Source organism: Acidovorax sp. T1 (assembly GCF_002176815.1).
Lineage (GTDB): Bacteria > Pseudomonadota > Gammaproteobacteria > Burkholderiales > Burkholderiaceae_C > Acidovorax.
The window spans coordinates 1,511,951-1,537,871 of the sequence record NZ_CP021648.1 but is presented as its reverse complement, the minus strand read 5'-3'; the positions used below and the strand labels follow the sequence as shown (position 1 = coordinate 1,537,871).

The following is a 25,921-nucleotide window of genomic DNA, read 5'->3' as shown; positions in this document are numbered from 1 at the left end:
CCGCACCCAACGAGGACTTCACCATGAAAACTATCAAATTCATAGCTGCTTGCGCTTTATTCATAAGCGCTAACGCCTCTTTTGGCCATGAAACCATGCCGCACCATGCCGCCAGCGCCGCCGTGGTCAAAGAGCAAAAGGACTGGGGCATTGCCGGCGATGCCGCTGCCGTGGGCCGCACCATCACCATCCGCATGGGCGACGACATGCGCTTTTCCCCGAGCCATATCGAAGTGCAGGAAGGCGACACCGTGCGCCTGCGCGCCCAGAACAAGGGCAAGGTGCTGCACGAGATCGTGCTGGGCACCCAAGCCGAACTCGACCAGCATGCGCAGATGATGCAGAAGTTTCCCGACATGGAACACGACGCGCCCTACATGGCCCATGTGCGCGCGGGCCAGCGCGGCGACATCGTCTGGCACTTCAACCGGCCCGGCACCTTTGACTTTGCCTGCCTGATCCCCGGCCACTACGCGGCCGGCATGACCGGAACCATCACCGTGCGGCCGCGCAGCCGTTGACTTGCCAAAACAAGTTGCTCACAAGTTTCTCCATTCACATCGAAAGCCTCCACCATGTTCAAAACCCCGGTTTTTTCTGCCGCCCCCACCACCCCCCACAGCGGCCTGAGTCGCCGCCATCTGCTGCTGGCCGCGTTACCCCTGACCGGCGCAGCCCTCATGGCGCCGCGCCTCGTGCGCGCCGCCACCGGCACCGCCATCGAGGTCTGGAAAGACCCCAGCTGCGGCTGCTGCCATGACTGGATCGCCCACATGGAAGCCAACGGTTTCAGCTTCACCATCCACGACACCGGCAACAACGCGGTGCGCTCCCGCCTGGGCCTGCCGCAAAAGCTGGGCTCGTGCCACACCGCACTCGTGGGCGGCTACCTGATCGAGGGCCATGTACCCGCCAGCGATGTGCGCGCGCTGCTGCAGCAAAAACCCAAGGCGCTGGGCCTCACGGTGCCAGGCATGCCGGTGGGCTCGCCCGGCATGGACGGCGCGGTTTACGGCAACCGCCGCGACCCCTACGACGTGCTGCTGGTGGCGCGCGATGGCAGCACCCGCATCTTCAAGAGCTACAACCAGAAGGCATCGTCATGAAACCACTCGCCCACTCCACCGCCGCACTGTTGCTGGCCAGCGCGCTGGCCCAGGCCCTGGCGCAGGCCCCCGCCGCGGCTGACGACCATGGCAGCCACCACCCCGCCACGGCCCCTGCCTCACCGGCCGCACAAGAATCCCCTGGCATCGCGCCAGCAGACCATAGTGAGCTGAGCGAAGGCGAAATCACCCGCTGGGACCCGCGCACGCTCAAGGTCACGCTGCGCCATGGCGAGATCAAGAACCTGGGTATGCCGCCCATGACCATGGTGTTCCGCGTGAACGACGCGAGCATGCTCGCCCCCTTCCAGCCGGGCGACAAGGTGCGCTTCCGGGCGGAACAGCAAAGTGCAGGGTACTTCGTCACCCGCATGGAAGCCGCGCGCTGAGCCACGACACCTTTAGAATGTGTTCACGTTCTTACCCGTGCATCCCGCCAGAAAGGCCCGCATGAACCCGTCCGATACCCCCACGCCCAGCCACCCGAATGGTCCTGCGCACCACGGCCATGGCACGCAGCCCCCATCGGCACAGGCCCCAGCGGCCCCTGGCACCATCTACACCTGCCCCATGCACCCCGAGGTTCGGCAGGACCACCCCGGCAATTGCCCCAAGTGCGGCATGTCGCTGGAGCCGCTGATTCCCGAGCTGACCGAAGAAACAAACCCCGAGCTGGTGAGCTTTCAGCGCCGCTTCTGGTGGACGCTGCCGCTCACGGTGGTGGTCACCTTCCTCGCGATGTTCGGCCACCAGTTGGGCTGGTTCGACATGGCCGTGCAAAGCTGGATCGAGCTGGTGCTCACGCTGCCGATTGCGCTGTGGGCGGGCTGGCCGTTTCTGGTGCGCGGCGTGCAGTCGGTGGCCCACCGCAGCCCCAACATGTGGACGCTGATCGGCCTGGGCACCAGCGCGGCCTTTTGCTACAGCGTGGTGGCCACCGTGGCGCCGCAGGTGTTCCCCGACTCGTTCATCTCGATGGGCCGGGTGGCGGTGTATTTTGAAGCGGCGGCGGTGATCATCTCGCTGACCTTGCTGGGGCAGATTCTGGAGTTGAAGGCGCGCTCGCAGACCTCGGCCGCCATCAAGTCTCTGCTTGGCCTGGCGCCCAAGACGGCGCGCCGCATCGCGCCCGATGGCAGCGAAGCAGACATTCCGCTGGCCCATGTGCATGTGGGCGACCGGCTGCGCGTGCGCCCCGGCGAGAAGGTGCCCGTGGACGGCGTGGTCGAGGAAGGCAGCAGCGCGCTCGACGAATCCATGCTGACCGGCGAGCCGCTGCCGGTAACCAAGCGCGTAGGCGACAAGCTGATTGGCGCCACGCTCAACACCAGCGGCGCGCTGGTCATGCGCTCCGAGCATGTCGGCGCGGCCACTGTGCTGTCGCAGATCGTGCAGATGGTGGCGCAGGCCCAGCGCTCGCGCGCGCCCATGCAGCGCATGGCCGACACCGTGGCCGGCTACTTTGTCATGGCGGTGGTGGCGGCGGCGTTGCTCACCTTCTTTGGCTGGGGGCTGTTTAGCCCGCAACCGAGCTGGGTGTACGGCCTGATCAACGCCGTGGCCGTGCTCATCATTGCCTGCCCCTGCGCGCTGGGCCTGGCCACGCCCATGTCCATCATGGTGGCCACCGGGCGCGGCGCCACCCAAGGCGTGCTTTTCCGCGACGCTGCGGCCATCGAGAACCTGCGCAAGATCGACACCCTCATCGTGGACAAGACCGGCACGCTGACCGAGGGCCGCCCGGCCTTCGAGCGCGCGGTGGCTGCGGCCGGTTTTGCCGAAGACGACGTGCTGCGCCTGGCCGCCAGCCTGGACCAGGGCAGCGAGCACCCGCTGGCGGCGGCCATTGTCAATGCGGCGCACGAGCGCGGCCTGCCGTTGACCGAGCCGGAGCAGTTCGATTCGGCTTCGGGCATTGGCGTGCGCGGCATCGTCGCCGGGCAGGCACTGGCGTTGGGCAACACGGTGCTGATGCAGCAAAGCGGTGTGGATGTGGCGCCGCTGGCCACCCAGGCCGAGGCCTTGCGCAGCCAGGGCGCCAGCGTGATGCACCTGGCGGTGAATGGCCGACTGGCCGGCCTGCTGGCGGTGTCCGACCCCGTCAAGGCCAGCACGCCCGAAGCCCTGGCCACCCTGCGCGCCGCCGGCCTGCGCGTGGTGATGGCCACGGGTGACGGCCTGACCACGGCGCGCGCCGTGGGCCAGCGGCTGGGCATTGACGAGGTGCATGGCGAGGTCAAGCCCGCCGACAAGCTGGCGCTGGTGGAGCGCCTGCAAAAAGAGGGCCGCACCGTGGCCATGGCGGGCGATGGCATCAACGACGCACCAGCGCTGGCGCGTGCCGATGTCGGCATCGCCATGGGCACCGGCACCGATGTGGCCATGAACAGCGCGCAGCTCACCCTTGTCAAGGGCGACCTGCGCGGCATTGCCACGGCACGCGCGCTGTCGGTGGCGACCGTGGCCAACATGAAGCAGAACCTGGCCTTCGCCTTCGTCTACAACGCCCTGGGCATTCCGCTGGCGGCGGGCCTGCTGTACCCGTTCACCGGCTGGCTGCTGTCACCCATGGTCGCGGCGCTGGCCATGAGCCTGAGCTCGGTCTCGGTGATCGGCAACGCGCTGCGGCTGCGCCGGGCGAAGATCCTCTGATCCCACAACGGAGGGTGCCGCGCCGGGCACCATAATCACCGGCCATGAACGCACGCCTTCCCGCCAGCGACGCTGGCAGCATCACCCGCGTGGCCGGCATCGAGGTAGGCCACTTCACCGACACGCGCCGCCCCACGGGCTGCACCGTGGTCATGGCGCGCGAAGGTGCCGTGGGCGGCGTCGATGTGCGCGGCGCAGCGCCCGGAACGCGCGAGACAGATCTGCTCGACCCGTGCAATCTGGTCGAAAAGGTGCACGCCATCATGCTGGCCGGCGGCAGCGCCTGGGGGCTGGACGCCGCCACCGGCGCCGTGCGCTGGCTGGAGGAACGCGGCGTGGGTTTTGACGTGGCGGTGGGCCGCCTGCCCATCGTGCCCGCCGCCGTGCTGTTTGACCTGCTGGTGGGCGACATGCGCATCCGCCCCGACGCCGCTGCGGGCTATACCGCTTGCGCTGCCGCATCCACCGCAGACCCGGCCGAGGGCAATGTGGGCGCCGGCACCGGTGCCGCCGTCGGCAAGGTTTTTGGCATGCAGCGGGCCATGAAGGGCGGCGTGGGCACCGCGTCGATCACCGTGGGTGGCGTCACCATGGGTGCCCTCATCGCCTGCAACGCCCTGGGCGATGTGCTCGACCCCGACACCGCCCAGCTGATTGCCGGCGCCCGCACCACAGACGGCCTGCATCTGCTCGACACCCGCCGCGCCCTGCTGCGCGGCGAGCTTCCACAACCCTTGCTGGCCGGCACCAACACCACCATCGGCGTGGTGGCCACCGATGCGGTCATCACCAAGGTGCAGGCCCATCGGCTGGCCGTGGCCGCCCATGACGGGCTGGCGCGCAGCATCAACCCGGTGCACACCCTGTCCGATGGCGACACACTGTTCACCCTGGGCACCGGCGTTTCGGGCCAACACCTTGGCATGCTGGTGCTGGCCACCATGGCGGCCGAAGCCACGGCCATCGCCACGGCCCGCGCCGTGCGCGCCGCACAGGCCCTGACCACCTCCGACGGCATGCACCTGCCCTGCGCAGCTGATATGGCCTGAGAGGCTGACTGACTCGCACCCTCGGTCCAATTGACCACAAGACCCATGCCCCAGGCTTTTCGCAACACCCTGCTCACCCTGCGCGACCTCATCGTCTCTGCCGGCCCGCTGGCCTTTCTGGCCCTGGCTCTGGTGGTGGCCGCCTACTGGTGGCTGAACCCCAACCCGCCCAACCAGGTGACGCTGGCCACCGGCCCCGCGCAAAGCGCCTACGAAGAGTTTGGCAAGCGCTACCAGAAAGCCCTGGCCGCCGACGGCATCGAGGTGGTGCTGCTGCCCAGCGAGGGCTCGTCGGCCAACCTGCAGCTGCTGCGCGATGGCAAGGCCGACCTGGCCTTTGTGCAGGGCGGAACGGCTGAGTTGCAGCCAGACGACCGCGAGCAGCTGGTGTCGCTGGGCAGCCTGTTTGTCGAACCGGTGTGGCTGTTCTATCGCGCCGATTCCGCCCTGAAGATCCACCGCAGCGGGCGGCTCGACAGCCTGCGCCAGCTGCGCGGCCTGCGCGTGAACGTGGGCTCGGAAGGCAGTGGCGTGCCCACCCTGATGGACCGATTGCTCGATGCGAACCGCGTGGAAAAGGGGCAGGTGAAACTGTCGCGGCTGGAGCAAACGCCCGCCACCATGGCTTTTCTGGCGGGCAAGCTCGATGCGCTGGTGTTTGCGTCGGCGCCCGAATCGCTCATGGTGCAGATGCTGCTGCAGACGCCCGGCGTGCACCTCATGGACTTTGCCCAGCACGAGGCCTATGGCCGCAAGTTTCCGTTTCTCACCCCCGTGACACTGCCCCGTGGGGTGGTGGATCTGGCGGGCAATGTGCCCGCGCACGATGTGCGGCTGGTGGCATCCACTACGTCGCTGCTGGCCCGCGAGGGCACGCACCCCGCGCTGCTGACGCTGTTTGCCCAGAATGCGCAAACGCTGCATGGTGGCGCGGGCTGGTTCAACCGGGCGCGCGAGTTTCCCAGCACCCGGCACAGCGAACTACCCATGGCCAAGGAGGGCGAGCGCGCCATCAACGAACCGGTGCCGCTGCTGCAGCGCTACCTGCCGTTCTGGATTGCCAACCTGATCGAGCGCATGTGGCTGGTGCTGGGTATCTTGCTGGCGGTGATGCTGCCGCTGTCGCGGGTGGTGCCACCGATCTACCAGTTCAGGGTGCGCTCACGCGTGTTCCGCTGGTACGGGCGTCTGCGCGAAATCGAAAACGATCTCGAATCGGGCAAGGCCCTGCCGCAAGACCTGCTGGTGGCGCTCGACACGCTGGAGGCCCATGTCGAAAAAGTGAGCGTGCCGCTGTCGTATGCCGACGAGTTGTATGCGCTGCGCAACCACATCCATCTGGTGCGCCGAAAACTCTTGCGCACCTGAGGGAGCACCTGCCGCAAGGCAGGCTGCATTCCTGCCTGGACTTGACCTGGACTTGGCCTGGGCTGATCTGTTCAGCGGGTTTGGCCAGGCTTTTTTGCCTGCAGCGTTGCCACCTTTGCATCCGGGGTGCGGGCCGCCTGTGGTGCACCGGGTAGAACACGCAGAGAGCCCTCGGATGCCAGCTTGTCGCGCATGCGCCGCGTCATGGACTGGGTGCTGCCGTCGGCCGCGGTGAACAAAAACAGGGTTCCGCGCGGGCTGGCCCAGGTCAGCTGGGTGCGCACTGCACGGCGGTTGGTGATCAGCTCCACCCAGACACCCACCACAAATTCGGCATAAAGGCTGTCGTCCACAGGCGCTGCAAGCGCGCTATCGGGGGGCTCGGTTGCAGCCACCGCCGCTACCGGCAGTTCGTCCGTGGGTGGGGCTTCGTGAGATGCGGGCTCGGGCTCGATCTCGGATGGTGGTTCTGGTTGCACAACCACCGGGGCCTGGGCCGGCTTTTCGAAAGCTGCCTGGTGCAGGCCCACGAGCCGCTGCATGAAGCTGCTGGCCTGGGTGGGTGGGTGCTGGATCGTCTTGAGCCCTGCGCGCACCTTGGCCAAAATGCCGGGGATGGCCTTGGTGAGGCGGTCTGGTTCGGCGCGCGTCAATACGGGCTGCGCGCTCCACAGCAGCAGGGGCACGAGTGCCAGATACCCGCCAGGGTCGCCCTCGCTACCGTTCAGGCCCTCGGGCTGCGTCACCTGGGCCAGCGCCACCACATCGGCCCACGGGCCGGTAACGAAGTCCAGGATGTCTGCGGGCACCTGTTCCAGATCCGGCAACTTGCGAATGTCGGCCGCGATCTTATCGGCCAGCATTTCACGCTGCTCGGTCTGCAGCAGAATTTTTGCCTTGCCATCGTGTTGCGACTTGGTCCTTTGCTCCTGCGAGTCCCAGGCCGCCTGCAGCGCCTTGAGCACCGTGTCAAAAGGCCCGGCATCGTGAATATTCGTGGCAGCCAGATGCCCAACCGCCTCGTTCAGCAACCGCATGAACTGGTCAAAGCCCTCTGCACTCTCCGTCTTGAACGCGAGACTGCGCTGGGTCAGTTCGTCCAGCAGCTTCCTGGCCGGATGCGCCTCATCGGTGAAAAAGCGCCCGTCATGCCGCACCAGCTGCTTGATTGCCGGCTCCAGGTTTTGCACCGCGCGCTGAACCGGAGCAAGCAGGCGCCGGTCCTGCGCAATGTTGTCCATCATGCGGCCCACCACTTCCATGGCGACCACCGGCGAATACGCCGGGTCATCCACCGGCCCCACATAGGGAGCCGCATACACGACCGGCGCCACGCCGGGGTCGTGCCAGCCTGAACCGCCGGCCAGCATCTGGCGCAGGATACCCACGGTCAACAAGGCTTCCTCGGCCGCCGAGGAAATGGGCGCCTGCAGCGAATCGCCTTGCCAACCTGCAAAACCGTCCACACCCCGGCCGCCATAGGCTGCCGGGGCGCCGTGCGCGCTGACGGGTGCACCCAAGGAGTGCCCGCCGTAACCGGTCGAGTAGCCCCCGCTATAGCCGTTGCTCGGATTGAGCGCACCGGAGCCGCTGCGACCGCCGGAGGGCATGCCAAGCACGGCATACCCCACCGGTTCGATGCCATGCTCGCGAAGATTGGCGGCAGCACTTTTGTATTCGGTGACCAGCAACTGGCCCAGCACTTCGCGCATGTGCTCCATCCAAAGTTGCCGCACGGGTGGCTCCACCCCGGTCTCGGCCACCACCCTCAGCAAGGCGCGGATGTAGTTTTCCGGGCGCAAGGGGTTGCGTTCGGGCTGAACACTGCGCAATCCCTGGGCGGAGCTGACCAGGGTGTTGAGTTCCGCCAGCACCGCGTCGGTGGCATGGGCTGCCAATTGCTGGGCCCGCGACAGTTCCACCTGGTCCTGCATCTCGGTTTCGTCCATGAGCGAAAGCTCGCCGAAATCCATGCCCGTGTCAGTCACCGTGCGAGCGCCCGATTTGGACGGCCCTTGGGCAAAAATTTCCAGCAAGGCCATGGGGTAAGCCTTGACCAGCGATGGCTCGTGCTGCTTGAGCAACCGCCAGGCGTCGCCGACCAGAGCGCGCTGTTGAATGTCGCGGGTGAAAGACTCCTCCCTCTCCAACGCGCCCTTGGCGACCTGCACCAGCTGCCCCATCAGGGCTTCGCCCCCGCGCACCGCGTGGACAACGCAGGCACGGAAGACCGTTCTCGATTGGTGCGCAGTGACAGACATGCAGGAAGGAGGAAAGAAAGGTTTCCGGTGGCAAAGCAAGTTGACCGGAAACCCTCAGACTTACTTCAGTGCCTTGAAACGCATGCGCTTGGGCTTGGCGCCCTCTTCGCCCAGGCGTCGCTTCTTGTCAGCCTCGTACTCTTGGTAGTTGCCGTCAAAGAACGTCCACTGGCTATCGCCCTCGGCGGCCAGGATGTGGGTGGCAATGCGGTCGAGGAACCAGCGATCGTGGCTGATGACCAGCACCGTGCCGGCATATTCCAGCAACGCATCTTCCAGGGCGCGCAGGGTTTCCACGTCCAGGTCGTTGGAGGGCTCGTCAAGCAGCAGCACGTTGCCGCCGGAGATCAGCGTCTTGGCCAGGTGCAGGCGCCCGCGCTCGCCGCCCGAGAGCATGCCCACCTTCTTTTGCTGGTCGCCACCGTTGAAGTTGAAGCGGCCCGCATAGGCGCGGCTGGCCATGGTGAACTTGCCAATGTTGATCATGTCCAGACCGCCGGAGATGTCTTCCCACACGGTCTTGTCATCCGACAGCGCATCGCGGTGCTGGTCCACAAAAGCCATCTTCACGGTCGAGCCAATGACGACTTCGCCGTTGTCGGGCTTTTCCTTGCCGGCGATCAGCTTGAACAGCGTGGACTTACCGGCGCCGTTCGGGCCGATGATGCCGACGATGGCGCCGGCCGGCACGTTCATGGTCAGGTTGTCGATCAGCACACGGTCGCCGAACGACTTGGTGACGTTCTTGAACTCGATCACCTGGGTCCCCAGGCGGTCGGCCACAGGAATGAAGATTTCGTTCGTCTCGTTGCGCCGCTGGTATTCGAAATCGGACAGTTCCTCGAACCGCGCCAGACGGGCCTTGCTCTTGGCCTGGCGGGCCTTGGGGTTCTGGCGCGACCATTCCAGCTCCTTCTTCAGGGCCTTGGCGCGCGATTCCTCGCCCTTTTGCTCGGATTCGAGGCGGGCCTGCTTCTGGGTCAGCCAGTCGCTGTAATTGCCTTTGTACGGAATGCCATGGCCCCGGTCGAGTTCCAGAATCCACTCGGCCGCGTTGTCCAGAAAGTAGCGGTCGTGGGTGATGGCCACCACGGTGCCGGGATAGCGCTGCAAAAACTGCTCCAGCCAGTCCACCGATTCGGCGTCCAGGTGGTTGGTGGGCTCGTCAAGCAGCAGCATGTCGGGCTTGGACAGCAGCAGGCGGCACAGCGCCACGCGGCGCTTTTCGCCCCCCGACAGCACACCGACCTTGGCGTCCCAGGCAGGCAGGCGCAGCGCGTCGGCGGCGATTTCCAGCTGGTGCTCGGAGTCGGTGCCGGCGGTGGCAATGATGGCTTCCAGGCGGGCCTGCTCGGCCGCCAGTGCGTCGAAATCGGCGTCTGCGTCGGCATAGGCGGCATACACCTCTTCGAGCTTGGCCTTGGCAGCGAACACCTCGCCCATGGCTTCCTCGACGCTTTCACGCACCGTGTGGTCCGGGTTGAGTTGCGGCTCCTGGGGCAGGTAGCCAATTTTGATGCCCGGCATGGCGATGGCCTCGCCTTCGATCTCCTTGTCCACGCCCGCCATGATCTTGAGCAAAGTGGACTTGCCAGAGCCATTGACCCCCAGCACGCCAATCTTGGCGCCGGGGAAGAAGCTCAGGGAAATGTCTTTCAAGATCTGCCGTTTGGGCGGCACGGTCTTGCTGACACGGTTCATGGAAAATACGTATTGGGCCATTCGTTCTCTAACCTGCAAAAGTGGGCAGAAATTCTGCGTACAAACCGCGATTATCGGCCCATGCGACAATACGCGGCGTTGCGGGCTCCAGTTGCCCGCCACATCAGCAGTCTGCTGGGGACGAAGGAAGCGCATCTTCCGGGCTCCCACCCTTGAACCTCATCTGCCTAAGACTGGCTCGGCAACCCACCGGTTGCCACGACAGGCCGATACCCAGCGCCCCGGACGGGTGCATCCATTGACATGAAATTTGAAGAACTGAATCTGGCTCCTGCCATTTTGAAGGCCGTGCTCGAACAAGGCTACGAGACGCCCACGCCCATCCAGGCACAGGCCATTCCGGCCGTACTGGCGGGCCATGACCTTCTTGCCGGCGCACAGACCGGCACCGGCAAGACCGCCGCATTCACCCTGCCCATGCTGCACCGCCTGTCGCAAAGCGCTGCACCCAAGAACAAGTTTGGCGGCAAGGGCATCCGCGCCCTGGTGCTGACCCCCACCCGCGAACTCGCGGCCCAGGTGGAAGAGTCGGTGCGCGAATACGGCAAATACCTTGATATCAACTCCACCGTCGTCTTCGGCGGTGTGGGCATGAACCCCCAGATCGACCGCATCAAGCGCGGCGTGGACATCCTGGTGGCCACCCCCGGCCGCCTGCTCGACCTGCAGCAACAGGGTTTCCTGGACCTGTCCACCGTGCAGGTGCTGGTGCTCGACGAAGCCGACCGCATGCTGGACATGGGCTTCATCCACGACGTGAAGAAGGTGCTGGCCCTGGTGCCCAAGGACAAGCAAAGCCTGCTGTTCTCGGCCACCTTCAGCGACGAAATCCGCGAGCTGGCCAACACCCTGCTCAAGAGCCCGCAAAGCATCCAGGTCACGCCCAGCAACACCACGGTGCAGCGCATCACGCAGGTCATCCACCCCGTGGGCCGCGGCAAGAAAAAGCAGGTGCTGCTGCACATCATCCAGCAGCACAACTGGAGCCAGGTGCTGGTGTTCACGCGCACCAAGTTCGGCGCCAACAACGTGGCCGAATTCCTGACCAAGAACGGCGTCAACGCCATGGCCCTGCATGGCAACAAGAGCCAGAGCGCCCGCACGCAGGCCCTGGCCGGCTTCAAGAGCGGTGACATCCGCGCCCTGGTTGCCACCGACATCGCGGCGCGCGGCATCGACATCGACGAGCTGCCACACGTCGTCAACTACGAAATCCCGAACGTGTCGGAAGACTACGTGCACCGCATCGGCCGCACGGGCCGTGCCGGCAACAGCGGTGAAGCCGTCAGCCTGGTCTGCATGGACGAGGAAGGCTTCATGATGGACATCGAGCGCTTCACCAAGCAGCAGATTCCCGTGCAGGTCATCGAAGGCTTCGGCCCCGACGCCGGCGAAAAGGCCGAGCCCATTGCCATGGGCCGCCAGACCATCTGGGGCGGCGCAGGCAAGCCCCCAAGCCGCGATGTCATGCAGGCAGCGGCCAAGGCGGCGCGCAGCGAGATGATGGAACGCATCCGCACCAACAAGGCCGGCCAGGGTGGTGGCGGCGGCGACCGCGGCCCACGCCAGGGTGCGGGTGGTGGTAACGGTGGCGGCAATGCCCCCCGCTCCGGCCGCGGTGGCGGCGGCGGTGGTGGCCAGGGCGGCGGCGCGCGTGGGGGTGCCCAGGCACCGGCACGCGGCCGCGCTCGCCCCGCCGGTGGCGGCGGCTATGAAGGCGGCGGTGGCGGCAACCGCTACGACGACGCACAACCCCCCCGCCCCAATGCCCACCTGGGCACGCAGTCGGGCCACAGCAACCCGGGACAGCGCAACGCGGGCCATTCGGCCGGCGGCCAGCCTGACCCGATGCGCACCAGCGTGGACAGCATGGCCGGCAGCGGCCGCCGTGGCGGTGGTGGTTACCGGGGCAACTCGGGCGGCGGTGGCGGCTATGGCGGTGGCACGGGTGGCGCTGGCGGCCGGGGCGGCGGGTCTCGCGGGCCCGGTGGCAATCGCGGCTCTTTCGGCCGCTGAGCGCGCTCCCGTCACGCCCAGCCATAGCCTGCATGCAGCGGGGCGCCACGCGCCTGCTGCCATGCAGCAAGGACGACCGGTGTGCAGGCGCTGTCCGATCCGTGCCCACGATCCTGGTGCAGTATCTGACGCTATGCGGCACACAAAACCGCGCTTTTGGGCGCGTGGCGTTGCAAATTCGCTGAGAGCCCCCCAGCCAGGGTGGCGCGGTGTACGCTGACACACCCGCTGTAAGACTCGCAGTTAACATCGCGCCAGTCCTACCGGCTCTCAGGCAATGCACACCATGACCCAGCGCCCCGCTCTATCCATTTCAGCCACCGCCCACGCCGCGCGGTCCACGCCGTTGATTGCACGCCGCACGCCATGGCGCAGTTCTTTGGCCCTTTTGGCCGTGCTGCTGTCCGCCTGTGCCAGCACGCCACTGCCGCCCTGGCCCGGCACGCCCGCCACGACACGCGCCCGTGCGCCGGATTCCGTGCCGCGTGTGCAGCGTGGCACCGTGGTGCCGCCGCCGCTGGGGCAGCCGCGCGAGAACGTGGTGGTCACGCCATTGCAGCCCAGCGCGCCCGCGCTGGCTGCCGCAGACGCTGCGTCGGCCGCGCCCTATGGCCCTGCCGTGGCCGCGCGGTTTGCCGAACCTGCCACCCAATACAGCACGCCCGGGCTTGCCCCCGAGCGGCGCAGCTTCACCACCAACGCCGAAGTGGGGCAGTGGCTGCGCGAAGTGGCCAGCGCCACGCCACGGGGGTCAACAACGGCCAGCGTTCTCAGTCTTGGCACGTCGCAGCACGGCGAGCCCATTCTGGGCCTGCTCCTGACCCACGCCAAAGGCACCGATGTCGCCAGCCTGGAGGCCAATGGCCGCTCCACCGTCGTGCTCATCGGCCAGCAGCACGGCGACGAGCCCGCCAGCAGCGAGGCCCTGCTGGTGATTGCCCGGGAACTCGCACAGGGCCTGCTGGAGCCCCTGCTCGACCGCATCAACGTGGTGGTGATCCCCCGGGCCAACCCCGATGGCGCAGCCAGCGGCAATCGCACCACGGCCAGCGGCGTGGACATGAACCGCGACCACCTGCTGCTGCAAACACCCGAAGCCCAGGCACTGGCGCGCGTGGTGCGCGATTACCGCCCCATCGTGGTCCTGGATGCGCACGAATTCACCGTGGTCGGGCGCTACCTGCAAAAGTTCAACGCTATCCAGCGCTACGACGCCCTGCTGCAATACACCACCACGGCCAACTACCCCGAATTTTTGACCAAAGCCTCGCTGGAGTGGTTTCACCAGCCCATGCTCGGTGCGCTGCAGTCCCAGGGCCTGTCGAGCGACTGGTACTACACCACCTCCACCCAGCCGGACGACAGGCGCATCTCCATGGGCGGCGCGCAGCCCGACACTGGGCGCAACGTCAATGGCCTGAAAAACAGCGTCAGCCTGCTGGTTGAAACCCGGGGCGTGGGCCTGGGGCGCATGCACATCCAGCGCCGCGTGCACACCCAGGTCACCGCCATCACCAGCGCCCTGCGCAGCACCGCAGAGCGTGCCGCCAACCTGGAACAAGTGCGATCATTCGTGGTGCGCGACACCGCCTCCAAGGCCTGCAAAGGCCAGGTGGTGGTGGAAGCGCAGGCCACGCCCACGCAGCGCGAGCTGACCATGCTCGACCCCGAAACCGGCGCCGACCGCACCCTGAAGGTGGACTGGAATTCATCGCTCACCCTGCAGCCCGTGAAAACACGCGCCCGGCCTTGCGGCTACTGGCTGGCGGCCAGCGCCACCATGGCGGTCGAGCGGCTGCAACTGCTGGGTGTGCAGGTGCTGCGCATCGCCGAACCCGGTGGTGTGCTGGCCGACACCTACAGCGAAACCGCCCGCGAAACCACCGAACGCGCCGATGTGCGCGGCACCGTCGCGGGCAGCGACGGCACCATTCGCATCCAGGTAACCCCCGTGCGCCGCGCCATCGACGTGCCCGCCGGCAGCTTCTATGTGCCGCTGAACCAGGGCCTGGCCAACCTGGCCGTGGCGGCCCTGGAGCCCGACACCCAAAGCAGCTTCTTCGCCAACCGCCTGATCGACGACCTGGCCAGCACGGCCCGCGTCATGACGGTGCCTTCACTGGTTTTTGAAGACAGCGACGAATAAGGGTGTTGAAACGCCGCGCTCTGGCAGACAGCAACCACATCAAAAAAGATAGCATCTAGCGCTTAATACACAAGCGCTACAGGCCAATTTTGCTATAAATCCAGCCAAGTCAAGCCGATTCATGCAGCGCCCCCGGCGCCGTTGCACTGAATCCCCGGGCAACCGCGCGGGCCAGTACATGGCCTGCCATGGCCTGGGCCAGGGCTTCGTCGCCCAGAAACACCGTGCTGCCGCATTCTTTTTCGAGCCGGTGCGCCTCTTCTTCGCCGTGGCTGCGCACCACGGTCTCGATGGTCGGGTTGAGCGCGCGCGCCGTGGCAATGATCTGCTGCACATTCAGCGTGTCGGGCGTGGCAATCACCAGCATGTAGGCGCGAGCGATGTGGGCCTGGATCAACACCGCAGGGTCTACCGCGTCGCCAAACACGGCCGCCATGCCCTGTGCGCGCAGCTTTTCCACCAGTTCACGGTTTTGCTCGGCCACCACCAGCGGAATATCGTGCGCGGCCAGCGCGCTGGCCACGCGCCGCCCCACGCGGCCATAGCCCACCAGCACCACCTGGCGCGCCAGATAGCGCTCGTCCGTGCTGGTGGGCAACTCGGCCAGCGGGTCGTCGCGCTGCTCCAGCCGCCGCGCCAAGGCCGAGCGCGCCAGCAGCCATTTCTGCAAGGGCGCTATGGCCCGAAAAACCAGCGGATTGAGCGCAATCGAAATCAGCGCACCGGCCAGCACCAGGCTGGCGCCCTCGGGCGGCAACAAGCCCAGTGAGGCACCCAGCCCCACCAGGATGAAAGAAAACTCCCCAATCTGCGCCAGGCTGGCCGACACCGTCAGCGCCGTGTGCAGCGGATACCGAAACACCAGCACCAGCGCAGCCGCCGCCAGCGACTTGCCCACGATGATGATGGCCACCACCGCCAGCACCTGTAGCGGCCGCTCCCACATCACCGAAGGGTTGAACAGCATGCCCACCGACACAAAAAACAGCACGGCAAACGCATCGCGCAGCGGCAAAGACTCTTGCGCTGCGCGGTGGCTGAACTCGGACTCGCGCATCACCATGCCCGCAAAAAAGGCCCCCAGCGCAAACGACACCCCAAACAGCGCGGCCGAGCCAAACGCAATGCCCACCGCCGCCGCCACCACGCACAGCGTGAACAACTCACGCGAACCCGTGCGCGCCACCTGCCACAGCACCCACGGAAACACCCGCCGCCCCACCACCAGCATCAGCGCCACAAACCCGCCCACCTGCAGCAGCGTCCACCCCAGCGTTTGCCAGATGCTGGCCGACGTGGCTGCGGCAGCATTGCCGCCCAGCACACCCGACAGCGGCGGCAGCAACACCAGCACCAGCACCATGGCCAGGTCTTCCACCACCAGCCAGCCCACCGCGATGCGCCCGGTGTAGGTGTCGAGAATGCCCAGGGTTTCCAGCGCGCGCAGCAGCACCACCGTGCTGGCCACCGACAGCGAAATGCCAAACACCAGCGCGCCGCCCAGGTTCCAACCCCACCCCCAAGCCACCGCCATGCCCAAGGCGGTTGCCACCATGATCTGCACCACCGCGCCAGGCACGGCAATCTTGCGCACCGCCAGCAGGTCGCCCAGCGAGAAATGCAGCCCCACCCCAAACATCAGCAGCATCACGCCGATTTCGGCCAGCTGGCTGGCCATGGCGGCATCGGCCACAAAACCGGGGGTATACGGGCCAATCACCACACCCGCCAACAGGTAGCCCACCAGCGCCGGCAACCGCACACGCGTGGCCAGAAAACCCAACACCAGCGCCAGGCCCAGCGCGGCCGCGATGGTGTTGATCAGGTTAAGGCTGTGCGGCATGGCTGATGGGGCGAAAGTCGCCAGCGGTGGATGGATGCATCGTTATAACTGCAATCACCGCCCTCCGGCCATGTGCGCGGCCCCGCGCTTAAAGCAGGCGCCGCGCCGGGTATGATTCACCCCCTCAGAGCGCTGCCCAGGCGCCCAGCACCACATCCATCTGCCCGTAGCTCAACTGGATAGAGCAATAGCCTTCTAAGCTATAGGTCGGGGGTTCGAGTCCCTCCGGGCAGGCCAAAAAAATCGGCGCTTCAGCCAGCCTCCACACACCGCAAAACCCGCACGCCTGGTGGCGTGGCGGGTTTTTTCTTGCTGCCTTACACCGAAGACACCTCGTGCACCAGTGCCTCGGCCAGACGGGCCTGCACTGCCTCGCGCTCGGCCAGACGCTGGCGCAGGTCGGCGCACAGGCGGCGCAGGGCGGTGACGCGGGTGACGATGCGGGATTGTTCGGCGAGGGGTGGGAGGGGCACCAAATATTCTTGGATGCTCTTTAAGCCCACATTTGGCTGCGTAGTCTTATTTGTCGCGCTAGCCGCCTGCGCCTTTGCGCATCCGGAGACAGAGAACAGGTACTGGTAGTCAGGCTCTATAAAACCGCGTAGGACTTTGATGACCGCACAAGAGTAAGAGGCAAGAAATTCACGATCAGTAGTTACCTTCCGGACAACGCCGATAGTTCCGTATCGGGGGTAAATCAGGTCACCAACCTCTGGCCGAATTTTTGAAGCCAGCTCAACGTAGTCGCTGTATGCGATTCTCTTTGCGCCGTCAAAGTCAATGTCATTCGTGCCATAAAAATCTCGAGGCGAAACGTAGGGCACCCCGTCTTTAGCTTCAGACGGCATCTTGTGATCGATGTCACCAATCTTCATTGCAATGTTGGCCCACCTCACCCACTCCCACCCCACCGGCAACTCAAACGGCTTTTCCTCGTCGGTGATGGGCGGCAGGGGTTTGTCGCGTTTGATCTGGCCGATGGCGATGAGGCGGTCTTTTTCGGTGCACATGCGGGCCAGCAGGATGCTGGCGGGTTCGTCGGTGGGGTCTTGGGGCACGAGCAGGCCGCGCACGGCCAGTTGCAGCAGGGTTTGCTCCAGGGCGTCGATGGCTTCTGGGCGGTCCAGCAGCAGGTCAAAGTGCTGGGCCACGCGCTGCCAGTTTTCGGCCAGCTCTTCGGGCGTGGCGCTGGCGGTGAGCGTGCCCAGCAGGGTGCTGACCAGTTGGGCGTGTTGCGTGGCCTGCAGCTGGCCCTTGGCCTGTAACGCATCGCACAGGCGCATGAGTTCTTCGACGCGGGTGACGATGCGGGATTGTTCGGCGAGGGGTGGGACTGGAAAAGCGAGAGGCCGCAACTTACCAAGCGAAACGTTGGCAATGTTGGTTGTTTGGCTTGCACTGTCGATTAACGTCGAACGCGCATACGGTGTGCGCAATAAGGCCATGACAAAACGTGGCTCCAGCTGCCATGGGCGCAACACCCCAAGAAAACCGCCGAAAGTTGCCTGGGAATGCGGAATTTGCTTCACCAATGCCACTTTGCCGACCAACTCACGACTGTTCGCCATCGACATAACGATGTCATGCAATTGAAGCTTTTGGTCTTCTCGGCCAACAAACGATTCAGCGATGAACAACAGGTCATCCCATTCAATCTGCTCTTGAACGTTCGCTGTTCGCACCCTGATGGCCACCCAAATTCCCCCGTCTATGGCCACCTCAAACTCCCCCACCTGAACTGATCGGGGATAGGGGTTTAACGCCGGCGTCGTCGGCACCTGTTGGCAGGACATTGATCCAGTCTTCCCCGAGGGAAGGCCAAGGAGTGAATGTCTTGAAGTCCAACCAACGCGCCACCATAGAGACACTGCTGGAGCGCAACACATCGCAACGCGAGATCGCCCGCATCACGGGCATCGACCGCAAGACGGTCAGGAGCTACCACCAGCGCTGGCTGGAGCAACTGCAGTCAAATTCCCCCGGGGTGGCCACCGGCTCGGCAGGTCAAATTCCCCCACCCTGGCCACCGGCTCCTGGGCCGGTGGCCACCTCCCTGTGCGAACCCTGGCGCGAGTTCATCGAAGCCCAGCTGCGGCTGAAGCGAAACGCCACGGCCATCTACCAGGACCTGGTCGACCAGCACGGCTTTGATGGCCAGTACAACTCGGTCAAACGCTTCTGTGCAAAGTTGCGGCACAAGGAGCCCGAGCAGTTCGATCGCCTGTCCTTCCTGCCCGGCGAGGAGATGCAGGTGGACTACGGCGAGGGCGCGCCCACCCGCGTGCCCGGCAGCGACCGGTACCGCAAGCCCCGCCTGTTCGTGGCCACCTTGCGGTATTCCCGTGCCAGTTTCCGGTGCGTGGTCTGGAAGTCCAGCCAGCAGATCTGGGCCGAGCTGCACGAGCGGGCCCTGCGGTACTTCGGGGGCTGCCCCCAGTACGTGGTGCTGGACAATCTGAAGGAAGGCGTCCTCAAGCCCGACCTGTACGAGCCCGATCTCAACCCGGTGTACGCCGCCGCCCTGGCGCACTACGGCGTGGTGGCCGACCCGGCGCGGGTGCGAGACCCCAACCGCAAGGGCACGGTGGAGCATGCCATCGGCCATACCCAGGCCACGGCCTTGAAGGGCCGGCGCTTTGAGTCCATCGAGGCCCAGAACGAGTTCCTGGCGCACTGGGAGAAGAGCTGGGCATCCAAGCGCATCCACGGCACCGAGCGACGCCAGGTGCAGGCCATGTTCGAGGAAGAGCGCAGCCACCTCAAACCCCTGCCAGTGCTGGGAATGCAGTATTTCGACGAGGCGGTGCGCACCGTCTGCGACGACAGCTGTGTGCGGGTGGATCACAGCAGCTACGCCGCTCGCCCGGCGAACATCGGCTCCAAGGTGTTGGTGCGCATCTACGCCCAGCGCATCGAGATTCGTGACATGCACACCCGTGCCTTGCTGCGCACCCACGCCAAGGCCGAGCGTCCCGGCACGGTGATTCTGCCCATGGAGGAGCGGGTGTTCAATCCGTCTCGCGAGACCCGCCTGATCCTGCGTCAGGCCGGCGAGATTGGTGAGCACGCCAGCCGGCTGTGTGAGCTGCTCTTTGCCATCGAGGGTCGTGTCGGGCAGCGCAAGCTCTGGGGCATTGTGGGACTCATGCGCCGTTACCCGGCGCACTGCATCAATGCCGCCTGCGCCCAGGCCCTGGAGCAAGGGGTCTACAGCTACAAGCGCGTGCTGGCGCTGACCGAAGCCCTCTTTGCCCAGGCGATGGCGGCCATCGAGGCTACCTGCGGCGAAGCACCCGCCGCCGGTGCCCACGCGCTGACGCAGCAGCATGAGCTCATCCGAGACGCTGAGGAGTACAGCGATCTCTTCGCGCTCGCCGCCGCCACGGCAAACACCACCACCACCACCACCACCACCACCAACAACAACACCACCAACGCACCCGGGAGTTCAGCCCATGAACATGATCGAGATCGAACGCGCGCTGCGCGAGCTGCGCCTGTCCGGCATCGCCGAGACCCTGTCCACCCGCGTGATGCAGGCCCAGGCCGCCCAGCAGCCTTTCCTGGAGACCTTCGCCGCCATGCTGCAAGACGAGCTGGACCGCCGGCGCTCTCGCCTGACCGAGCGCCGCTTCAAGCGCTCGGGTCTGGATGAGCGCCCCTCGCTGGCTGACTTCGACTGGCGTTTCAACCCGAAGCTGCCGCGCAGCGCCTGCTTCGAGTTGCACACCCTGAAGTTCATCGGCGAGGGGGCCAACGCGCTGATCATCGGCAAGCCGGGCACCGGCAAGAGCCATGTGGCCAAGGCCGTGGCCTACCAGGCCACGCTGCAGGGCTATGACGTGCGTTACCTGGAAGCCGACACCGAGTTCGCCCGTTACGCGCTGGCCACTACGGCAGAGCGCACCGAGCTGCTCAAGGACTGGGTCGCGCCGGACCTGCTCGTCCTCGATGACCTGTTCCTGGCCAGACGCATCAGCGAGCATGCCGCTGAAGTCCTACAGGCCATCGTGCACCAGCGCTACAAGCTGCGCCGCGCTGTTCTCATCACGTCCAACCGCGTGGTGCAGGACTGGGGCAAATACCTCGGCGACGCCACCATGGCCAGCACCATCCTGGATCGCCTCATGCACCGCTGCGCGATGCTGGAGTTCGAGGGCAAGAGCTACCGCCTCAAGGAGGCCGCTGCACGCATCGCCATCACACCCGAGTCGTCATAATCCGACCGTCCTGCCTGGGGGAATTTGGGGTGGCCAAGGGTGGGGGAATTTGACCTGGCCATCGGGGTTCGCAAGCAGGCAATTCGACCAGGCGCTTCTTCTTTGGTCTTTTCATTGGCCGGAAAAGTAATTCCTCGAACTATTTCCACTACCTCGCCGAGCGGTGCCCACTCCCATGTCTGCGGCAATTCAAACGGCTTTTCCTCCTCCGCAATCTCCGCCAGCGGCTTGTCCCGCTTGGATTTCCCCTCGGCAATCAGCCGATCCTTCTCCGCCCGAATCTTCTGCAGCAGCACACCCGCCGGTTCATCGGCCGGGTCTTGCGGCACCAGCTTGCCTTGCACGGCCAGGGTCAGGATGAGTTCACGCAGACGCGCCACGCCGCCGGGGGCGGTGGCCAGTAAATCTAAATTTGATAGCAGCATGCGCTTGATCTGTATGGGCTAGAGCCCGATTTTGCATAAAAACAAACGCCAGCACCTTGCGCCGCTATTGCTGGGGGAGCAGCAGCTCGGAAAGCGACGGGGATGTTTTCAAATGAGAAACGACTGTTTTTCATTGGAAACGTGTTGTGGCCCCCCACTGCTTCAAGACCGCACTTCGGCGAGCAGTTCCGGGTGGCGGTCCAGCACTTTCAGCAGCTTGACCAGCGCCAGCGGGGGCTTGGTTTTGCCGGTTTCATAGCGCGAGAAAGCGTTGACGCCGCCGCCAAATATTTCGGCGGCTTCGCGTTGGTCGAGGGCGAGTTTTTTGCGCACCTCGGTGATGTAGCCGGGGGCGACGAAGGCCGCGTTGACCTGGCGCTGGAAAGCGCCCACCAGTTCGCTGTAGCGGTCGCCCTGCTCGCGGTCTAGCAAAACCTCGCTGCACGCGGGGCAGTAATCACCGGTGACGGCAGGAATCACCGTGGTTTCGCCTTTGTAGGTATAGGTTTCGTCACGGGTGTCATGAATCAGTTCGGCGGCGCCGCACACGGGACATTTCATGTCAGAGCTCCTTGAAGCAAACAATCAATACATCGTCAATGACGGTCAGTTTCAGATACACCGCCTGGCCCCAGGCCGTGCGTGCGCGGTACACGTCTTGCCAGATTCGGTGGTCTGCATGGGTCGTCATGCTTTTGTAAAAGTCGGCACTGGTCAGCGACATGACCACGGCGCACATGCCCGCAAGGTCGTTGATGCCCAGTTCACGCGCACCGACAAATGCGCTACCCGTGGCACGCACGGCACCGGCCTGAACCAAACCCTGAACGACGGTTAGCTTGCAATGCGGTGTGCTCTTTCCCATGAATTTTAACCTACTTGGTTATTTTCAACCCAGCGACTGCGCCAGGATGCCCTTGAGTTCGTCGCGCAGCGCCTGGGCCTCGGCCTGCAGGCGGGCGTGCTGGGCCAGCAGTTCGTCGGGGTCGTGGCTGGTTTGTTCGCCGACGTGGGGGTTCTTCTGGTCGAGGTTCCAGTTGGCGGCCTTGATTTGCTCCAGATTGACCCGCCAGGCGCGCTCGTTTTCTACGCGGGCGGCAAAGCCATCGGCCTCGGTGCCCCACCAGGCTTTTTCGGCGTCGAATTCTTCGATGCGGATGGGTTTGGTCTTGTTGTAGTTTTTGACGCCCGGCGGGTAGGGGTGTTCGTAGTACCAAACGTGCTGCGTGGGCTGGCCCTTGGTGAAGAACAGCAGGTTGGTTTTGATGCCGGTGTAGGGCGCAAACACGCCGTTGGGCAGGCGCACGATGGTGTGCAGGTTGCATTCCGCCAGCAGTTGCTCTTTGATGCGGCTTTTGACGCCCTCGCCAAACAGGGTGCCGTCGGGCAGCACCAGGGCGGCGCGGCCGTTGGTTTTGAGGATGTGCTTGATGAGCACGAGGAAGAGGTCGGCGGTCTCTTTGGTGCGCACGTCGGCGGGGTAGCCTTGTTCGATGCCGGGCTCTTCCACGCCGCCAAAGGGCGGGTTGGTGAGCACCACGTCCACGCGGTCGGCGGCGGTGTAGTCGCGCAGGGGGCGCACCAGGGTGTTGTCGTGGCGGATGTGGCTGGGCACCTCGATGCCGTGCAGCAGCAGGTTGGTGACGCAGAGCATGTGGGGCATCTGCTTTTTCTCGACGCCGCGAATGCTGTTTTGCAGCACGGTTTCTTGTTCGGTGTTGTGCACCTGTTTGCGCAGGTGCTCGATGGCGCACACCAGGAAGCCGCCGGTGCCCGTGGCCGGGTCGAGCACCACCTCGCCGAGCTGGGGGTTGACCATGTCCACCATGAACTGGGTGACGGCGCGGGGGGTGTAGAACTCGCCCGCGTTGCCGGCGCTTTGCAAGTCTTTGAGGATTTTTTCGTAGAGGTCGTTGAACTGGTGGCGTTCAGACTGGCGGTTGAAGTCGATGGCGCCCAGTTTGTTGACCACCTGGCGCAGCAGGTGGCCGCTTTTCATGTAGTTGTAGGCGTCTTCAAACACGCCGCGCACGACGTAGCCGCGCGGGTTGCGCGCGGGGTCGGCGCTGAGGCTTTTGAGGGTGGCAAAGAGCTGGTTATCGACAAAATCGAGCAGTGCATCGCCGGTGATGCCTTCGGGGTTGGCGGCCCAGGCACGCCAGCGCATGGCCTCGGGGATGGGGCTTTGGTAGTGGTCGCGCGTGAGTTCGAGCTCTTCTTCGAGCGCGTCAAATACTTTCAAAAACAGCAGCCAGGTGAGTTGGCTGATGCGCTGGGCGTCGCCATCGACGCCGCTGTCCTGGCGCATGATGTCCTGGATGGATTTGATGACGGGGGTGAGGTTGGACATGGGTTGCAGACTTTGAGCAAAAATGGGCTCTAGCGCTTATGGGATAAGCGCTAGCAGCTATCAAAAACAGAGTGATTAGGCTGCCACGGTCAAGCAGCCGGGGGTGTAGCGTACAGCTCGCGCTCCAGGTTTTGTAGCGCACTCAGATATTGCGGGCGGCCGCCAAAGCTGCGCACCAGTTCCGAGGGGCTGCCCAGGTCGGAGAAGGGCTGGATCTTGAAGACGTCGTTGCTCTCGATGGTGGCGATGCCTTCGTCGGCGTATTTGTCGAGCAGGGCCTCCAGCACCTTGCGGGCCACGGGGCCGTAGTGGGTGAAGACGTTGCGCTTTTGCACGCGGCGTGCGCGTTCGCGGCGGGTGAGCGGGGGCTGGTCGTAGGCGACGTGCAGCAGCAAATCGAAGGGGTCCAAGTCTTTGCCCACCTCGTCGGCCAGGGCTTCGAGCAGCACGCCCTGCCCTTCCAGTTCTTGCAGCAAGGCGGCCTTGCGGTCGGCCTGCTGCCAGGCTTGCAGGAACTGGTCGAGCGAGTCAAAGCGCTTCTTCAGGTTGATGCGGGTGTAGTCGCGCAGGCTTTCGGTGATGAGCTGGCCCTGGGCGTTGAGGTATTGCACGCGCTCGCGGGCAATCATCACGGTGACGTTGTTGCCGAGGATGTATTTTTTGGGGCCGTCCGCTGCGCCGCTGCCGCCCGCGAAGGGGCCCAGCGGGTCGTGCGCCGGGCCTTCGACAGGCTGAACGGGTTGGGATGGATCGGAGATCGCGGGCGCATCGGGCGGGGCCACGGGCTCGCCGCTGCCGGGTTCGTAGATTTGCACGGGCTCGCCGTCAAAGTCTTTGTCGGCAAACAGCTCGGTGGCGCGCTTGAAGTCGAGGATGGTGAACCAGGTTTTGCCCAGGTCTTCGCGCAGGCGGGTGCCACGGCCAATGATCTGCTTGAACAAGGTCATCGACTTGATGCCCTGGTCGAGCACGATGAGCTTGCAGGTTTGCGCATCGACCCCGGTGCTCATGAGCTTGGAGGTGGTGGCGATGACGGGGTAGGTTTTTTCGGGGTCGATGAAGTTGTCGAGCTCCAGCTTGCCTTCGGTGTTGTCGCCGGTGATTTGCACCACGTATTTGGGCTGGGTGGCGCACAGGTCGGCGTTGGCGTTGCTCAGGGCCTGGCGCATGCGGGCGGCATGGTCGATGTCTTCGCAAAACACGATGGTCTTGGCGTAGCGGTCGGTGGCCTTCAAATATTCGGTGATCTTGGCGGCCACGGCCATGTCGCGCTGCTCCAGCACGAGCTTGCGGTTCATGTCGGCGCCGGTGTAGATGCGGTCTTCGATGGCGTGGCCGTGTTTGTCGGTCATGCCCGCCGTGGGGCGCCAGCCGAAGGTGTCTTTGTCCAGATCGACGCGGATGACCTTGTAGGGGGCCAGGTAGCCGTCTTCAATGCCTTGCTTCAAGCTGTAGGTATAGACGGGTTCACCAAAGTAATCAGTATTGGAAACGTCCTTGGTTTCCTTGGGCGTGGCGGTCAGGCCGATTTGCGTGGCGCTGGCAAAGTAGGTGAGGATGTCGCGCCAGGCAGAGTCTTCGGCGGCGCTGCCTCGGTGGCATTCGTCCACCACGATGAGGTCGAAAAAGTCGGGACTGAACTGCTTGTAGATGTTGCGCTCTTCCTCGGTGCCGGTGACGGCCTGGTAGAGCGAGAGGTAAATCTCGTAGCTTTTGTCCACCAGTTTGGTGGTTTTGTTGACGGCGAGCTGAACGTCTTCAACCGACACGGTGCCCTGCGCATCGACGCGTTCCACCCCTTTGGCGTTGGGGCTGAGCTTGGCCATGGCGCCCTTGAAGGGGCGAAAGTCGTTGACCATGGTCTGGTCGATGAGGATGTTGCGGTCGGCCAGGAACAGGATGCGCTTTTTGGCGCCGCTCTTCCACAGGCGCCAGATGATCTGGAAGGCGGTGTAAGTTTTGCCCGTGCCGGTGGCCATGACCAGCAACACGCGGTTTTGCCCGGCGGCAATGGCTTCGACCGCGCGGTTGACGGCGTTGAGCTGGTAGTAGCGCGGGGTTTTGTTGGGGGCGTAGTCAAAACCGGCGACGCGGCTTTGCTCGGCAGTCCAGCCTTTCCAGGCGCAGTAGCGGCGCCACAGCTCTTGCGGCGAGGGGAATTCTTCGAGGCTGAGGTTTTGCTCCAGCACGCCGGTGGCCAGGGTGGCATCGCGGAACACAAAGCCGTCGCCGTTGCTGGCAAAGCTGAATGGCACATCCAGCAACTGGGCGTATTGCAGGGCCTGCCCCATGCCGGCACCAATGGCGTGCTTGTTGTCTTTGGCTTCAACGACAGCCAGCGGAATGTTGGCCTTGTAGAACAGCGCGTAGTCGGCGCGCAGCACCGTGCTCTTGTCGCGATAGGCCTTGCTGCCGCGCACCACGACACGCCCGGCGCGCAAGGGGTATTCACGGAAGATCTGGTCCTGACCGCTCCATCCCGCGTCCACCATGGCGGGCCGGATGAATTTGTCGCAGATGTCGCTTTCGGAGAGGTTTGTCTTGTCCATTCGGCAGTGCGCACTCACCTCGGGCAAGCAAGGAAGGCGTTGAGTTGTTACCGGATACTACCGCCACCGCGTGGCAACCCGAAGACCCGTAGCCTGCGCATCCACGGGGGCCAGGCCTGCTCCGGCTAGGTATGCACTGACTCGGAGCATGGATTATTGCGAATAATTCGCGTTTGCCTTAACATCCATCGTTTCCAACCTCCAGAGATGTATT

18 protein-coding genes, 1 tRNA gene and 1 pseudogene are annotated in these 25,921 nt (G+C 64.8%); 11 read left to right on the top strand and 9 right to left on the bottom strand.

Annotation, left to right across the window (positions count from 1 at the left end; translation table 11 throughout):
* Window positions 1–23: 23 nt before the first annotated feature.
* The 6 genes from CCX87_RS07305 (at window position 24) to CCX87_RS07280 (ending at window position 6,175) form a co-directional block, all read left to right on the top strand.
* Complete coding sequence (locus CCX87_RS07305) at window positions 24–521, top strand: cupredoxin domain-containing protein (RefSeq protein WP_087745073.1); 498 nt, start codon at window positions 24–26, stop codon at window positions 519–521.
* A gap of 159 nt (window positions 522–680) precedes the next feature.
* Window positions 681–1,106, top strand: a complete 426-nt coding sequence (locus tag CCX87_RS07300) for a DUF411 domain-containing protein (protein WP_232476551.1) — start codon at window positions 681–683, stop codon at window positions 1,104–1,106.
* Complete coding sequence (locus tag CCX87_RS07295) at window positions 1,103–1,495, top strand: copper-binding protein (RefSeq protein ID WP_087745069.1); 393 nt, start codon at window positions 1,103–1,105, stop codon at window positions 1,493–1,495. Before CCX87_RS07300 ends, CCX87_RS07295 begins: the two co-directional genes overlap by 4 nt.
* A 61-nt stretch (window positions 1,496–1,556) precedes the next feature.
* A complete protein-coding gene (locus tag CCX87_RS07290; protein ID WP_087745067.1) occupies window positions 1,557–3,758 on the top strand; it encodes a copper-transporting P-type ATPase in 2,202 nt (733 codons plus the stop codon).
* 44 nt (window positions 3,759–3,802) lie between these two features.
* On the top strand, window positions 3,803–4,807 hold the full coding sequence (locus CCX87_RS07285; protein WP_087745065.1) for a P1 family peptidase: 1,005 nt from the start codon (window positions 3,803–3,805) through the stop codon (window positions 4,805–4,807).
* Window positions 4,808–4,852: 45 nt separating this feature from the next.
* Window positions 4,853–6,175, top strand: coding sequence for a TAXI family TRAP transporter solute-binding subunit (locus CCX87_RS07280; RefSeq protein ID WP_087745063.1), 1,323 nt, complete (start codon window positions 4,853–4,855; stop codon window positions 6,173–6,175).
* A 71-nt stretch (window positions 6,176–6,246) separates the two neighbouring features.
* On the opposite strand, the gene CCX87_RS07275 is transcribed toward CCX87_RS07280, so the two are convergent.
* Complete coding sequence (locus CCX87_RS07275) at window positions 6,247–8,436, bottom strand: DUF1631 family protein (protein WP_087745061.1); 2,190 nt, start codon at window positions 8,434–8,436, stop codon at window positions 6,247–6,249.
* 60 nt (window positions 8,437–8,496) lie between these two features.
* Complete coding sequence (gene ettA, locus CCX87_RS07270; RefSeq protein ID WP_087745059.1) at window positions 8,497–10,158, bottom strand: energy-dependent translational throttle protein EttA; 1,662 nt, start codon at window positions 10,156–10,158, stop codon at window positions 8,497–8,499.
* Between the two features lie 243 nt (window positions 10,159–10,401).
* On the opposite strand from ettA, the gene CCX87_RS07265 reads away from it, so the two are divergent.
* Window positions 10,402–12,174 carry a DEAD/DEAH box helicase gene (locus CCX87_RS07265; protein ID WP_087745057.1) on the top strand — a complete coding sequence of 591 codons (1,773 nt, stop codon included), beginning with the start codon at window positions 10,402–10,404 and terminating at the stop codon, window positions 12,172–12,174.
* Window positions 12,175–12,460: 286 nt separating this feature from the next.
* Window positions 12,461–14,320, top strand: a complete 1,860-nt coding sequence (locus tag CCX87_RS07260) for a M14 family metallopeptidase (RefSeq protein ID WP_087748231.1) — start codon at window positions 12,461–12,463, stop codon at window positions 14,318–14,320.
* Between the two features lie 109 nt (window positions 14,321–14,429).
* On the opposite strand, the gene ybaL is transcribed toward CCX87_RS07260, so the two are convergent.
* Window positions 14,430–16,163: a YbaL family putative K(+) efflux transporter gene (gene ybaL / locus CCX87_RS07255; protein WP_087745055.1), complete on the bottom strand. Its 1,734-nt coding sequence runs from the start codon at window positions 16,161–16,163 to the stop codon at window positions 14,430–14,432.
* Window positions 16,164–16,323: 160 nt separating this feature from the next.
* On the opposite strand from ybaL, the gene CCX87_RS07250 reads away from it, so the two are divergent.
* A tRNA-Arg gene (locus tag CCX87_RS07250) sits at window positions 16,324–16,400 on the top strand.
* Window positions 16,401–16,480: 80 nt separating this feature from the next.
* Here CCX87_RS07250 and CCX87_RS07245 read toward each other — a convergent pair.
* Window positions 16,481–17,956, bottom strand: a complete 1,476-nt coding sequence (locus CCX87_RS07245) for a restriction endonuclease subunit S (RefSeq protein WP_087745053.1) — start codon at window positions 17,954–17,956, stop codon at window positions 16,481–16,483.
* A 2-nt stretch (window positions 17,957–17,958) separates the two neighbouring features.
* Between CCX87_RS07245 and istA the strand changes: the two are divergent.
* Window positions 17,959–19,539, top strand: a pseudogene (gene istA, locus CCX87_RS07240) (IS21 family transposase); the annotation flags it as partial.
* Window positions 19,540–19,618: 79 nt separating this feature from the next.
* The gene (gene istB / locus CCX87_RS07235; RefSeq protein WP_056269326.1) at window positions 19,619–20,383 is read left to right on the top strand and encodes an IS21-like element helper ATPase IstB; all 765 of its coding nucleotides are present in this window, start codon (window positions 19,619–19,621) and stop codon (window positions 20,381–20,383) included.
* Here istB and CCX87_RS07230 read toward each other — a convergent pair.
* The 5 genes from CCX87_RS07230 to hsdR all read right to left on the bottom strand — a co-directional run bounded on the left by CCX87_RS07230 (window position 20,329) and on the right by hsdR (window position 25,707).
* A complete protein-coding gene (locus CCX87_RS07230; RefSeq protein WP_087745051.1) occupies window positions 20,329–20,808 on the bottom strand; it encodes a hypothetical protein in 480 nt (159 codons plus the stop codon). The genes istB and CCX87_RS07230 overlap by 55 nt on opposite strands.
* 162 nt (window positions 20,809–20,970) lie before the next feature.
* Entirely contained in the window at window positions 20,971–21,369 is a 399-nt protein-coding gene (locus CCX87_RS07225; protein ID WP_087745049.1) for a type II toxin-antitoxin system MqsA family antitoxin, read from the bottom strand.
* Window position 21,370: 1 nt separating this feature from the next.
* Complete coding sequence (locus tag CCX87_RS07220; RefSeq protein ID WP_087745047.1) at window positions 21,371–21,673, bottom strand: type II toxin-antitoxin system MqsR family toxin; 303 nt, start codon at window positions 21,671–21,673, stop codon at window positions 21,371–21,373.
* 24 nt (window positions 21,674–21,697) lie between these two features.
* Window positions 21,698–23,158 (bottom strand): type I restriction-modification system subunit M, encoded by a 1,461-nt coding sequence (locus CCX87_RS07215; protein ID WP_087745045.1) that lies wholly within the window; start codon window positions 23,156–23,158, stop codon window positions 21,698–21,700.
* An 89-nt stretch (window positions 23,159–23,247) separates the two neighbouring features.
* Window positions 23,248–25,707 carry an EcoAI/FtnUII family type I restriction enzme subunit R gene (hsdR, locus tag CCX87_RS07210; protein ID WP_087745043.1) on the bottom strand — a complete coding sequence of 820 codons (2,460 nt, stop codon included), beginning with the start codon at window positions 25,705–25,707 and terminating at the stop codon, window positions 23,248–23,250.
* Window positions 25,708–25,921 lie beyond the last annotated feature (214 nt).